The sequence below is a fragment of the Vibrio sp. B1FIG11 genome (genome assembly GCF_905175335.1).
Lineage (GTDB): Bacteria > Pseudomonadota > Gammaproteobacteria > Enterobacterales > Vibrionaceae > Vibrio > Vibrio campbellii.
The window spans coordinates 2,567,184-2,580,030 of the sequence record NZ_HG992751.1; the positions used below are offsets into that span (position 1 = coordinate 2,567,184).

General features: G+C 46.2%; 11 protein-coding genes. 4 read left to right on the top strand and 7 right to left on the bottom strand.

Going from position 1 to position 12,847, the window contains the following annotated elements:
- Positions 1–87: 87 nt before the first annotated feature.
- Complete coding sequence (gene lrp, locus KHO06_RS11860) at positions 88–582, bottom strand: leucine-responsive transcriptional regulator Lrp (protein WP_005528862.1); 495 nt, start codon at positions 580–582, stop codon at positions 88–90.
- Positions 583–738: 156 nt separating this feature from the next.
- Here lrp and ald point away from each other — a divergent pair, with 156 nt between their 5' ends.
- On the top strand, positions 739–1,863 hold the full coding sequence (ald, locus tag KHO06_RS11865) for an alanine dehydrogenase (RefSeq protein WP_012127601.1): 1,125 nt from the start codon (positions 739–741) through the stop codon (positions 1,861–1,863).
- Positions 1,864–1,956: 93 nt separating this feature from the next.
- Here ald and KHO06_RS11870 read toward each other — a convergent pair whose 3' ends face one another.
- Together KHO06_RS11870 and cysB are read right to left on the bottom strand one after the other, a co-directional pair.
- On the bottom strand, positions 1,957–3,153 hold the full coding sequence (locus KHO06_RS11870) for a methyltransferase (RefSeq protein ID WP_212581634.1): 1,197 nt from the start codon (positions 3,151–3,153) through the stop codon (positions 1,957–1,959).
- Positions 3,154–3,206: 53 nt separating this feature from the next.
- Positions 3,207–4,181, bottom strand: coding sequence for an HTH-type transcriptional regulator CysB (cysB, locus tag KHO06_RS11875; RefSeq protein WP_005425353.1), 975 nt, complete (start codon positions 4,179–4,181; stop codon positions 3,207–3,209).
- A gap of 338 nt (positions 4,182–4,519) precedes the next feature.
- Between cysB and KHO06_RS11880 the strand changes: the two genes are divergently transcribed.
- Positions 4,520–5,284 carry a hypothetical protein gene (locus KHO06_RS11880; RefSeq protein WP_050918679.1) on the top strand — a complete coding sequence of 255 codons (765 nt, stop codon included), beginning with the start codon at positions 4,520–4,522 and terminating at the stop codon, positions 5,282–5,284.
- Positions 5,285–5,410: 126 nt separating this feature from the next.
- Entirely contained in the window at positions 5,411–6,190 is a 780-nt protein-coding gene (locus KHO06_RS11885; protein ID WP_005528870.1) for a tRNA isopentenyl-2-thiomethyl-A-37 hydroxylase MiaE, read from the top strand.
- A 242-nt stretch (positions 6,191–6,432) separates the two neighbouring features.
- Here the strand turns inward: KHO06_RS11885 and KHO06_RS11890 are convergent, their stop codons facing one another.
- Entirely contained in the window at positions 6,433–7,461 is a 1,029-nt protein-coding gene (locus KHO06_RS11890) for a metal-dependent hydrolase (protein WP_212581635.1), read from the bottom strand.
- A 157-nt stretch (positions 7,462–7,618) separates the two neighbouring features.
- Positions 7,619–7,876: a hypothetical protein gene (locus tag KHO06_RS11895; protein WP_038889538.1), complete on the bottom strand. Its 258-nt coding sequence runs from the start codon at positions 7,874–7,876 to the stop codon at positions 7,619–7,621.
- A 395-nt stretch (positions 7,877–8,271) separates the two neighbouring features.
- Between KHO06_RS11895 and guaD the strand changes: the two genes are divergently transcribed.
- Positions 8,272–9,690: a guanine deaminase gene (gene guaD, locus KHO06_RS11900; RefSeq protein ID WP_212581636.1), complete on the top strand. Its 1,419-nt coding sequence runs from the start codon at positions 8,272–8,274 to the stop codon at positions 9,688–9,690.
- Between the two features lie 94 nt (positions 9,691–9,784).
- Here guaD and KHO06_RS11905 read toward each other — a convergent pair whose 3' ends face one another.
- A complete protein-coding gene (locus KHO06_RS11905; protein WP_212581637.1) occupies positions 9,785–12,223 on the bottom strand; it encodes a M9 family metallopeptidase in 2,439 nt (812 codons plus the stop codon).
- A gap of 240 nt (positions 12,224–12,463) precedes the next feature.
- On the bottom strand, positions 12,464–12,802 hold the full coding sequence (locus KHO06_RS11910; protein WP_047478898.1) for an aldehyde-activating protein: 339 nt from the start codon (positions 12,800–12,802) through the stop codon (positions 12,464–12,466).
- Positions 12,803–12,847: the final 45 nt, after the last annotated feature.

The window sequence follows — 12,847 nt, forward strand, 5'->3', positions numbered from 1 at the left end:
CGGTAAATTGATTTAACCATATCAAAGAGAAAAACCCAATTACTCTATGGAGAAAGCGGAAGCATTTACCGCTTTCTTTGCAAGAATTTAACGAGTTTTAATCACAAGCTGGTTAGTTTGCTTCACTTCTTCCATAACGACGTAGGTGCGTGTGTCGTTTACGCCTGGAAGACGCAGTAACGTATCGCCCAGTAGTCGACGGTAAGCACCCATATCAGATACACGTGTCTTTAGAAGATAGTCGAAATCACCTGACACTAGATGACATTCTTGGATGTCGTCTAGTTTTTGAACAGCTGCGTTAAACTGCTCGAACACATCTGGCGCACCACGGTTCAACGTAATTTCTACGAATACCAATAGTGATGCATCTAGGAACTGCGGGTTTAATAGCGCAGTGTACCCTGTGATGTAACCTTGACGCTCTAAGCGACGCACACGCTCCAAACACGGCGTTGGAGATAGTCCTACACGTTTTGAAAGTTCAACGTTCGAAATACGACCGTCTTTCTGCAGTTCATTAAGAATGTTGCGGTCGATACGGTCTAGTTCCTTGGACGGCTTCTTATAGTTCTCTGCCATTTTTTATTCCACCTTATTACTTCCTTGCAAAAAAATATACTACAACTTTTTAATATTTGGTGCCAAATATTACAAATCAACATCTATACTAGATATTAATTCGACAATAACACCCTACAAACAGTTAATACAACCATTTTAGAAAGAGGACACAGGATGATCATTGGCGTACCTAAGGAAATCAAGAACCACGAATACCGTGTGGGTATGATCCCAGCTAGCGTGAGAGAACTTATCTCACATGGTCACCAAGTTTTAGTTGAGACCAATGCAGGTGCTGGCATTGGTTTTTCAGACGATGATTACATCGCTGTAGGCGCATCCATTCTTCCTACTGCTACAGACGTGTTTGCGAAAGCAGATATGATTGTAAAAGTAAAAGAACCCCAAGCTGTCGAGCGAGCAATGCTCCGCGAAGGGCAGATTTTATTTACCTATTTACACCTTGCACCAGATTTTCCACAAACTGATGAGCTAATCAAGAGCAAAGCTGTCTGTATAGCGTATGAGACTGTAACAGATAATATGGGTCGTTTGCCACTGTTAGCACCAATGTCGGAAGTGGCAGGTCGGATGTCTATTCAAGCAGGTGCGCAAACGTTGGAAAAATCGCACGGCGGTCGTGGTTTACTACTAGGTGGCGTACCTGGTGTTGAGCCTGCGAAAGTTGTTGTAGTTGGCGGTGGCGTAGTTGGCGCGAACGCAGCTCGTATGGCTGTAGGTCTTCGTGCAGACGTGACTATCCTAGACCGTAACGTAGATACACTACGTAAACTAGACGAAGAATTCCAAGGTCGCGCTAAAGTGGTTTATTCTACTGAAGACGCTATCGAGAAGCATGTTCTAGAAGCAGACCTAGTGATCGGCGCAGTTCTAATCCCAGGTGCAGCAGCACCTAAACTGGTAACAAAAGAGCACATCGCTAAGATGAAGCCAGGCGCGGCGGTCGTTGACGTAGCGATTGACCAAGGTGGTTGTTTCGAAACTTCTCACGCGACAACGCACGCAGAACCAACTTACATCGTTGACGAAGTGGTTCACTACTGTGTAGCAAACATGCCAGGTGCAGTGGCTCGTACTTCAACATTTGCACTGAACAACGCGACGCTTCCATACATCGTGAAGCTAGCAAACAAAGGCTACCGTGAAGCACTTCTAGAAGACAAAGGTTTCCTTGAAGGCCTAAACGTTATCCACGGTAAAGTGACTTGCAAAGAAGTCGCAGAGAGCTTTGACCTAGAATACGTTGAACCAACGCAAGCTATTGCAATGTTCAACTAATGACAAAATAACGCATAAATTGTCACGTTTTGTTTACAAAAGCCCACTGAAAAGTGGGCTTTTTTGCATAGAGCATTTAGCTATAAAAAAGATCTAAATCTTATAAGCGCAAATTAAAATGTTTCGAGGTGTGACAGATTTAGCGCAAAACTCTGCCAATCTAACACGATAACCACGTTCTTCAAGATAAAGTGCTTTATCTAAAGCGAGCCAAATCTCCAACGGACGTTGAAATACCAACTGGACCAGACTCAAACGCTCCATTTGCCAAAAGCGCTGTTCGCTTAACTTTTCAAAATGATCGAAGTCGATTTCTTGCGCAAGATCGATGCCCTTCTGTTCCGCTGCCCAGCGACATAACGATTCAAAGCCATCACTTAATTGCGACTTACGAATGCTTGGCACTGGCTGATATCCTTCCATGTCCAAAGCTTGGCGCGTGATCAAATCAAACCCTAAACGAAACACCATTTCTTGCTGACGATGACGGCGTACACGTTCACCCCCCGTCACAGTTTGCTGCAGCGGAATACGCAGCTCTTGCTTAGACAGCGAGAGAGAAGACGCTCTGCCCTGCTCCGACATCGGCTGATACTGCTCAGACTGAATCAAATGGTAACAACAAGGCGAGATTGTCATCGCAGCAATGCCGTTTTCGCTGCCGTACTGCATCAAACGAACATGAAGATCACCACACGCATGCAATGCTACTGCGTGTTGAGTTGGCTTAAACACCGCTTTGGCTTGGCTATTGAACGCATCACCTTGAATAAAAGTCATTTTCCAATGATGCTCATTCGCCGCTTGTTGCCCCGAGTCGCACAGCGCTTGTTGGTATTCAAAACTGGTAACAGGCTGATCGGTTTGCGTTGTCAGGATGCGTCCCAAGTACCCTTTACCTGAACACCACTCTAGCCATTCTTCACCGTGATGATGTTGAATCGCCGCTTCGCCCATAGAACTAATTTGCTCTAACTTACGGCCAGGAATGCCACTGTCTAACCCGCGAGCAAGCTCTAAGCCGTTTAACGCTAGAGGTTCTAAATGCGTCAGTTCAGCGAGCGTTTCAAGTTCTGGCAAAAAAGGACTAAGTGCCTGTAAAGCGAGCTCAGGTTCTGCTTTGTATTCTTCGATTTGAGAAGGAGTAAGAGACGCTAACCACTGGCACAACTGAGGATGTTGCGCTTGCCAAGGTAACGATGCGTGAAGGCTGCTTTGAAATGGATCGAATCGCCACAACGATTGATTTTCGATTAAGCAGTCATTAATAAATTGAAATTGCGTTTTCATAGCTCCCCCTACAACGAGCGCATTGTAGAGGGAATCGAAACAGCAATGAAGTGTTATCTAACCGGAAGTTCGATGTCTTTAAACATCTCTTCAATTTCTGAGTTCGACTTCAGTGAAATCGCTTGTTCAACCACAGGACGGGTTAAGTGTGGAGCAAAGCGCTCCATGAAATCGAACATGTAAGAACGCAGGAAGGTACCACGGCGGAAGCCAATGCTTGTGGTACTTGCGCCAAACAAGTGGCTTGCGTCAATGGCAACCAAATCGCCGTCTTGGTCTTCATCCACCGCCATGCTCGCAATCACACCAACACCGATGCCCATACGAACATAAGTTTTGATTACGTCGGCATCCGTTGCGGTAAACACCACACGTGGCGTCAAACCTTCACGGTTAAATGCGGTATCCAGCTCAGAACGACCAGTAAAGCCAAACACGTAAGTCACCAGCGGATAAGCCGCCAAGTCATGAATCGTGACAACGTCTTTCTTCGCCAATGGATGATCTTTTGGTACCACGATAGAACGATTCCAGTGGTAACAAGGCAACATGATGGCATCTTGGTAGAGATGAAGCGCTTCTGTTGCAATCGCAAAGTTCGCCGTGCCTTTGGCAATCGCTTCAGACATTTGTGAAGGCGTACCTTGGTGCATGTGCAGCGATACTTTCGGGTAACGAGCCGTAAAGCCTTTGATTACGTCAGGAAGTGCGTAACGAGCTTGGGTGTGCGTGGTAGAAATGTTCAGCGTGCCCATTTCTGGGTGAGTGTGCTCACCTGCCACGGCTTTGATGCTTTCCACGCGCGCCAGAATCTCTTGAGAAATTCGCACGATCTCTTCACCGGCCGGTGTCACCTGCGTTAAGTGTTTACCACTTCGTTCGAAGATCTGAATGCCCAGTTCATCTTCCAACAAACGGACTTGTTTACTGATGCCCGGCTGAGAAGTGTAAAGACTCTCTGCTGTCGCAGACACATTCAGATTATGGTTCACAACCTCAACAATATACTTCAGTTGTTGCAGTTTCATCGTAATCCCTTACTCATTGATTGAGATAATAACGTCATACTTATCTTGCCTACTCGCCAGAGTAGATATAATGATTAGTTATAACGTGTTAGCAACTAAATGAACAGTAATTTCTAACTTATAGCTCAAGCTCATAGCTAATCATTTATCTCGCCTTCATATGCACAAAGTTGAACCTTTAAAATCCGCTTTTTTATACAGCTCACCGTATTCTCTGCTTAAATCCGACGGAAAACGTGTTTGGGGCAAAATAATCAAATAAATAGGGTGCCGAGAGAGAGAAGATTCATGTATTCTCTATCGCTAGTCATACAAAAGTAAAAAGCAGACGCAAAGATATGAATACTGGTTTAATAGTCATTTTGGTAGCCGTTCTACTGGTCTTGATCCTTGGGTACAACATCATGTTGCAGTACAAGGTGAAAGTAGAGACCGCGAAAAGACAGGAGTCTGCTCGTTACGTGACACTGATTGACGGTACCGAAGAGCTTATTGGTCACGCTCACCATATTCCTTTCAGCAAGGACCTACTGCTGTGCCTAAACAATCGCATTCTTGATGCTCTTGAAAGCATGCGCGAGCTGGATCCAAAAAACAAACAGCTTGTCCAACGCATCGAGAACATGAAGCAGCAAATTACTCAACTTAAAGAAAGTAATCAAAGCGGCGAAAGTACGACGTTCAAAATGCCAAGCAGCGACAAGCAAGCAATCCTAATGCTAAAACTGGTTAAACGTCTGCGTGATACGGTTCGTAACGAACACAACAAAGGCCGTTTGGATACACAAACTTACGTAACGGAAAATGCACGTCTGGAAACGATGCAAATCCGCATCAACATCGAGAACGTGATCAAACGTGCGAACGATTCCATTTCCCGCGGTCAGCCTGGCACTGCCCTACAGCTGCTTCGTAAAGGCATCGATGCGCTCAGCACCAAAAACGACGCATACTCGATTCAAGCGAAACAAAAACTTGAAGACATGCTTGGTGACCTAGATAAGAAACGCCAAGACAAAAACGATGCTGAAATGCAGCAACTTGCCGATAAAGAACGTGACAGTGATATGGATGCGCTCTTCGGCGAGAAGAAAAAGTGGTAAACTCTCCACAAGCTTTCCGCCCTATCCGATTAAAGGCTGCGTTTGCAGCCTTTTTTGTGTCTTATCCCTTTGAAAAGACGCTGGCTGGATAAACCGAAATTTAAATGTAAAGTATTAAAAATTAAAATGATTAATCTCGACGCCTATCAGGACCTTCTTGCTCCAATTAACCAATTCTTGCAATGCAGCACCCCAGATGAATGGGTTGAGGAAGCAAAGAAGCCTGAAAACCTTCAAACCATTTTATTAGACCATCTACTGTGTGAACTGAAAGCCGGCCAATCCGCGATGTTCCTTATCCGTAAATACGCCGTAGACAAAGCCAGCTCACACGCTCTACTCGATTGGTTCAAACCTTATGAAGACTTCGCGTACCGTAAGACAGGTTCCCTTGAGACTCTGAAAGGTAAGAGCAATATTTCTAAAGCCATCATCGCTAAATCAGACTCGCCTTACAGCCAAGATCTGATCGACAAAATGGTTCTGCTGATCAAAGAAGAGTTACACCACTTCTATCAAGTGCTAGAAATCATGGAAAGCCGTGGCGTGGAATACAAGAACATTCCAGCAAGCCGCTACGCGAAAACGCTAATTTCTGAAATGAAGACGCATGAGCCTGAAACCTTGATTGATAAGCTCATTATCGGTGCCTACATCGAAGCTCGCTCTTGTGAACGTTTTGCAAAACTGGCTCCGCATATGGACGACGACATCGCGAAGTTCTACGTTTCTCTGCTGCGTTCAGAAGCACGCCATTACCAAGATTACTTAATTTTGGCAGAGCAAATCGCAGGCAAAGACATTAGCGAGCGCGTCGCGGAGTTTGGCCGCCTTGAAGCTGAGCTAATTTCGACACCGGATGAAGATTTCAAATTCCACAGTGGCGTTCCAGTGTTAGCGGCATAGGCTGCAGCCCGACGTTAATTAAATACCAAAAAGCCGGACATCGCGTCCGGCTTCTTTTCTGGAGCTAATCCAGTACTCACTGTAATTCTGTGTTGGCAAGAGATTCACGACTGCGCTCCTTCTTCGCTTTCGGGAGTGACACACTTAAGACATCTCACAACATCAACATCGTCACTCCCATCACTCGTATCTTCATCCCCAAGAGCGAGGCACGAGCGAGTTGGGGATCTCATACACGTAAACTAAGAACGTGCACTCAACTCCATACGCTGTAGATTCGCATCAATACTCTGGTCACCCTTCAGTCTCTCCCAAAGCTGACCGAGCAAATCTAAACGGCGCTCACTTGGGTAACGCTGGGTCGACTCTAATAGCTGCCACTGCCCATCTTCACCTTTCTCAGCAAAGATAAACTCGAACGACAGATTGTTAGACATACCCAAACGCAAGTCCGTCACAATCAGAGCATCATCTTCCACGCGATAGTTGAGGTAATCGTGAGAAAAAGCCTTTAATCCTTTCAGCGTGTCCGGCTTATCTGCCATCGGCCAACTGCCAAGAGGATGCGTGACAAAATCAATGCGCTGATCACTGTCTAATACCGACGCTAAACCTTCGTAATATTGGCCATCGTCCATCACCAGCACGCGCCATAGAAACGTGTTAAACGGCGTTGGTGTAATCAGCACTTGCTGATTCGGTAAGTTCTGCGCAGCCAAGTTTTGCTCAACACGAGACGCAACCATTTGTTGAGAGGCGTATCCCCAACCGAGATAAAGTGTGGAGATAAGCACCACGCTTTGACACCAGCGTCCACCGCGAGATTTAGAAAACAGTGCCACACCGATCGCCAGCAACAGCGGCAAGGTGTAAAGCGGATCGATAATGAACACGTTCCGTAGCTCAAAATAGCCCTCAAATGGCCAAATAAGCTGAGTGCCATACGTCGTCATTGCATCCAGTAAGGTATGCGTCACGAGTACACTGACGGTGAGGAAAAACACTCGTGATAGTGTCCAGAACGAATCAGGTCGCCAGCGGCAATAAAGACAAGAAATCAGCAACGCAAACGGAGGCAATACCAATAAAGAGTGCGTAAAGCCACGATGCTTAATCGTGTTCTGAACCGCATCACCGTAGTCCAGAATCACATCCAGGTCTGGCAAGGTACCGAGAGCCGCGCCCATCAACAATACCTTGGCATTGCAATGTTTACCTGCGATCGCGCCAGCAACGGTCGCCCCTAATGCTGCTTGTGTGATTGAATCCATATCCCGCTATCTACACTCATTCATGACAAAGATTGATTGGTTCGAAAACTAAAACGACTTTCAATAAGAGTCAAACCACTCACCCACTTTGTGCCTCTTATTTACTTACTTTTACACACTAAGGGGAGATCAAATGCCTTGACACGTTTAAAGCCATTTACTGGCTAGCCGTAGCCTCTGGGCGGGATATTTTCTTGATCAATGCTTCACGTCGGAGATCTAAGATCTCATCAATCAATCTCTCTTTAGCGTTGATACCAAAGTGCTGATCGTAGTTTTTTACTTTTTCAATTTCATGCGGGTGCAAGCGGTACACCTCATCTTTTAAACGAGCCTCAGCTTCGCTTTTGATTAAGCCTTGGTTTTGTAGCAGCTTAATGATCACTTCATCAGCTGGGTTTACTGCTCTTGACATGGTTCTCCAATCTACGGGTTAAGTTGTTCGCCAAATCGCTGATCAATTCAGCTTATTCATTTGGCATCGCCAATTTACGTCGCACAACTTATAGCCCAAACATGACAACTTTATTGCAGCCCAAGGTCATTTACTAGCAAAGCATCGCATGCACCACTTCGGTTCAAACCTTTGTTTTTCTTCACCATCATGGATCGTGAGTACCTACTTTCACCTTACGCCACTTTCCGCCGAGCCCCATTCTGTCTGCCCTGAGAACGCAAACACACATCTGGCACACATCTCGCTGTAGTGACTGTGCTTTTAATGGTTTTCGGTTGTTACACTCTATTGACAAGGACTTGTTCTGATAAGTCAAAAACCATGGATTTTTAAACGATTCAATGGAGTGACTTATGAACAAAAACGCGATCCTTCTATCTTTACTCGGTACGGCTTTCTTCTCTTCGCAAGCGGCGGCGGACATCACCGCAATCCGCTCTAGCCTGTTACATTTCATCAACGATCCAGCCAAAGTTGAACACCTTCCCGATGCCTATCAGTATTTTGAAGACGGTTTATTAGTGATTGAAGATGGTCATATCAAAGCCATCAAAGCGTTCAGTGAAAGCGATTCGACACAGTACAAAGAGATTGTCGATCACAGGGGAAAACTCATCGTGCCGGGCTTTATCGACACACACATCCACTACCCACAAACTCAGATGATTGCGGCGTATGGCGAGCAGCTGCTGGAATGGTTAGAAACCTACACCTTCCCAACGGAAAAACAGTTTGAGGACAAAGCCCACGCCAAAGCCATCTCTCAGTTCTTTATCAATGAACTGCTGAAAAATGGCACCACCAGCGCATTAGTGTTTGGCACTGTTCACCCTCAATCGGTGGAAGCGCTTTTTGAGGAAGCTTTAGATAAGAACATGCGTATCATTGCGGGGAAAGTCATGATGGATCGCAACGCGCCAGACTACCTACTCGACACACCTGAAACGGGCTATCAAGAAAGCAAAAGCCTGATCAACAAATGGCATAACCAAGGACGATTGCAATACGCCATTACTCCACGCTTTGCCCCTACCTCGACGCCCGAACAATTAACGGCTGCTGGGAAACTCAAAGCTGAGTATCCAGATGTCTATGTGCATACCCACTTGTCAGAAAACAAAAATGAAATCGAATGGGTGAAGTCGCTCTTCCCCGACCGTGAGGGCTACTTCGATGTTTACGAACATTACGGCTTAGCTGGCAAGCGTTCTATCTTCGCCCATGCCGTTCACCTGACCGACAAAGAATGGAGTGCATTTCAGCGTACCGATTCCGTCATTTCCTTTTGCCCTACGTCCAACCTATTCCTCGGTAGTGGCCTATTCGATTTAGAAAAAGCAGAGCAGAAAGGTGTACGCGTTGGCTTGGGCACCGATGTAGGCGCAGGCACCAGTTTTTCTCAGTTAGAATCCTTAAATGAGGCCTATAAAATCATGCAGTTACAAGGAAAGAAACTCTCTGCGTTTAAAGGCTTTTACTTAGCGACATTGGGCGGTGCGACCTCGCTTAGCCTCAATGACAAGATAGGCAATTTTGAAGCAGGAAAAGAAGCTGATTTCGTTGTCCTCAACTGGGCGGCAACAGACTTGCAGAAGCTGCGTTTCCAGCACTCCAAAAGCTTGGAAGATAAGCTCTTTGCTTTAATGATGTTAGGCGATGAGAGAAACGTCGAAGCAACCTACATAGCCGGCAAACAGGCCTATTCTGCCGATGGCGAAGTCACTAAAAAGGCGAAAGTCACTAGAAAGACAAAAATCGAGAGCTCAATCTAAACAGACCAAAGCCTTGAGCATAGAGACATCTAAACCGAAAAGCCGGACGCAGTGTCCGGCTTTGTTTTACATCGATACTTGTTCAGAGTAACGGTTAGTGAAAGTAAACCATCATCTCAACTTCATCCCCTTGTTGCGGCGCATCCAACGTGAAGTGCAAATAGCCCGCCTCAGTCACTGGAATTTGCAGAAACTCATTACTGCCTGTGTAGTTAGATGAGTATTCATGCTGATCTGCGGTTGGCCAGTAAGCTCGGCTCGCGTACAAGTCCACATCGCCATTGTCAGAGTAGCCGTTTGTATCCGTTAGCCACACTCGTACTTCTTGAACGCCTTGCGGTACATAAACCGCCGCATAGCGTCGTTCGAGTACCTTGAGCGTCTGCGGTTTACCCGATTCCAATACTACAGGCGTTAAATCATCTCGCTCCGGCGTTGTTGGTGTTGGCGCCTCAGTTTCCAATGAGGCCTTTAGCGTCACCGTATTAAATTCAGAACGACCTGTGATACTCAGGTAATAACGGCCTGGCTTAATGTAACCCGATGGTTCTGGCTCAAACGTCACGATCTCATTGCTGCCCACGCCATATTGGCTGAATTCGAAATCGTAGTAATGCGCTTCTTGCTCAAAGCTCATGTACAAATCTGCATCACCTTGAGCGTCGCCTTGGATCTCGACTTCGAAGTGAGTCGTGTATTCAGGCACATCAACGTAGAACAACTGCTCACTGTAAGCCGCACCGCTCAGCACCACACTCTGGTTCGCGGTAAGCTTAATAACTTGGTCAGAAGGCTCCGTCGGCTCGCCCGGATTTGGGTCAGGGTTCGGCTTAGGTGGCTCAGGCTCATTAGAAACGGAATCTAACCAGCGTTCAAATTCACCATCGTTTTGCTCACCCAGCAATCGGACCTGCCTAGCCCACTCAGAAAGCTGACCAGAACGAGAGAGCGTAAGCAAACTCTCCACCTCTTGCGGATGTTCTTCCAACATAAAGCGCACCGCGAGATAGCCCCAGCGATAAACGCGATTAGTATCGTGAGAGTAAGTGGTCGCAAACACCTTAGACAGGCTCATCTTGCCCTCTGCAATCAAGCCAATCGCCGCATCGTAGCCTTGCTTGTAATGCATGTATTCCGCAAAACCTTCTAGCCACCATACAATGTAACCGTGCTCCAAGTTATCACCGAACGAGCCATATTGGTTGAATCGCGCATCGAGGTAGTGGGTGTACTCATGCTCTAAATTAAGAATAGAAAGCTCGTCACCATTGTTGTAACGGTAAGCCACAAAGCGCGCCACGTTGCCTGTTTCTGCTGGGTTACCTTCCAGATACTGACCGCCATTGTCGGTGGTATTGCCAAACAAGAACGATGAGTAGTCCGCGTAACTCGTCTTGCTAGCAAACACCGCCACTTCTACTCGTTCATTGTTATCGTCTGCTACCGGTTGATGACCTGTATTTGCCACTTTATGGAAGTCCGCCTCTTTCGCTGCTAAAACCTCACACGCTTCCACGGCCTGAGCTTGAGTCAAATCTTGCGAACGAATGATTGCCGGGCCATCACACTCATACCGATTCGGCAGAACACGTGCAGCCAGATCGCGTTTGGCTTGGTCTAAGTCCAGACCGTTTAAACCTTCTGGTGCGTAGTATCCCATCATCTCAACCGCGGCTAACCATAGCTTGTCATGTTTGCTACCCAGCGGGTATTGCTCCATCACTCGTTGCATCTCTCTCAATGCCGCAGTACGAGTTGAAGAATAAGGACTGGCAAGCAGACGACCCACTTCACGCACCGCGTTATACACCAGAAAACTCGCGTCGGTATCCAGTGCCCACTCGTTTTGCTGAGCGAATTTTATCAGTACTTCTATATGCTGATTATGGTCTGCCATGTAGCGATAAAAATCGTCTCGCACAGCATGGCCAGACATAGCACGAAAGAGGTTATTCAACCCATCGACCCACTGCGTATCTTGCTCAGTTTGTGGGTTAAAATGGCGAAGAGCTGCAAGTTGAGATTCCATCGTGAGCGGCAGTTGCTTCACGTTGTCGACCATCAAAGTCAGACTCTTCATTGCACCGACTTGCTCACGCCCTTGGTCTAACGCATGGCGGTTAGCAAGGAAGGCATTCGTCGATTGGGCAAAACCTTGACTCAGCCCTTGTGAATAATCAGGCTGTTGCGCGTTGTAGCGAACGTAATAAGCCGCGCGTACGAACTCACCCAGGTTTTCCAATTGGCGTGCTTGCTCTGCCTCACCTTGATAACTTGCAATGGCTCGATTCAGAGCGGTCTGAATGCGACTTAAGCTCGCTTCACTGTAGATATCATTTAAAGAATCAGCAGGGGCAGAAAACCAAGATTCGTAACAATGATAAGTGGCAGCAGAGACAGCAGATGCAAGATCCGGAGCTTGCTGAAGCGCAGGGACTTCACACTGCTCTTCAGCAAATGAGAAACTGGAAACACTGGCGAGCATACAAGCTAGCGCCAAGCGATGACGTGGGAATAGACGGGTATGAGACATAACGACACTCATTGATTGATTTAATAATTGAGGCCGCTGTTATATTCCTTACAATCAGAATGGTGAATTCAGTTGCATAAAATTTATGAAGTCAGTTCAGGAAATAGATTTTATGCTCTAATTTATAAACTAATTACTAAATATGCCGATTATCTCTCTACGAAAACGTTACGCAACTGACTGAAATATCAAAGATAAAATCTAATCATAAAAAAGCCAGACGGTGTGTCTGGCTCTCGGTTAATAACGCTTACCATCAATGAGTCTCAGCGGAATATCTTGCAAGATTTTCTCTTCTGCCATCCTCATATTGATGGCAACAACATCAACGTCACACTTTTCTGTCGTCACATAGTGAGTCATGCACCCACATAAATTACAGCGGTGAAACTCAACTTCCTTGTCGCCCCAGATGTAAAACACCGAAGACTCTTTCACATAGCGAACCGAAACTTGCTCAGGGGAATAATACGCCCAATAAGCCGCATATCGACGGCAGATAGAGCAATTACATGATGCTATTTCTTTCGGAACCTCAGCTTGAACAACGATGTTTCCGCAATGGCATGTGATTTCCATATACTAAGATTCCATTCCAGATTTTTTCTTTGCTACTTTAACAAA

What these genes read in the sequence shown, in the direction of transcription:
- lrp (WP_005528862.1), bottom strand. Translation starts at nt 582, where the DNA reads ATGGCAGAGAACTATAAGAAGCCGTCCAAGGAACTAGACCGTATCGAC.
- ald (WP_012127601.1), top strand. Translation starts at nt 739, where the DNA reads ATGATCATTGGCGTACCTAAGGAAATCAAGAACCACGAATACCGTGTG.
- KHO06_RS11870 (WP_212581634.1), bottom strand. Translation starts at nt 3,153, where the DNA reads ATGAAAACGCAATTTCAATTTATTAATGACTGCTTAATCGAAAATCAA.
- cysB (WP_005425353.1), bottom strand. Translation starts at nt 4,181, where the DNA reads ATGAAACTGCAACAACTGAAGTATATTGTTGAGGTTGTGAACCATAAT.
- KHO06_RS11880 (WP_050918679.1), top strand. Translation starts at nt 4,520, where the DNA reads ATGAATACTGGTTTAATAGTCATTTTGGTAGCCGTTCTACTGGTCTTG.
- KHO06_RS11885 (WP_005528870.1), top strand. Translation starts at nt 5,411, where the DNA reads ATGATTAATCTCGACGCCTATCAGGACCTTCTTGCTCCAATTAACCAA.
- KHO06_RS11890 (WP_212581635.1), bottom strand. Translation starts at nt 7,461, where the DNA reads ATGGATTCAATCACACAAGCAGCATTAGGGGCGACCGTTGCTGGCGCG.
- KHO06_RS11895 (WP_038889538.1), bottom strand. Translation starts at nt 7,876, where the DNA reads ATGTCAAGAGCAGTAAACCCAGCTGATGAAGTGATCATTAAGCTGCTA.
- guaD (WP_212581636.1), top strand. Translation starts at nt 8,272, where the DNA reads ATGAACAAAAACGCGATCCTTCTATCTTTACTCGGTACGGCTTTCTTC.
- KHO06_RS11905 (WP_212581637.1), bottom strand. Translation starts at nt 12,223, where the DNA reads ATGTCTCATACCCGTCTATTCCCACGTCATCGCTTGGCGCTAGCTTGT.
- KHO06_RS11910 (WP_047478898.1), bottom strand. Translation starts at nt 12,802, where the DNA reads ATGGAAATCACATGCCATTGCGGAAACATCGTTGTTCAAGCTGAGGTT.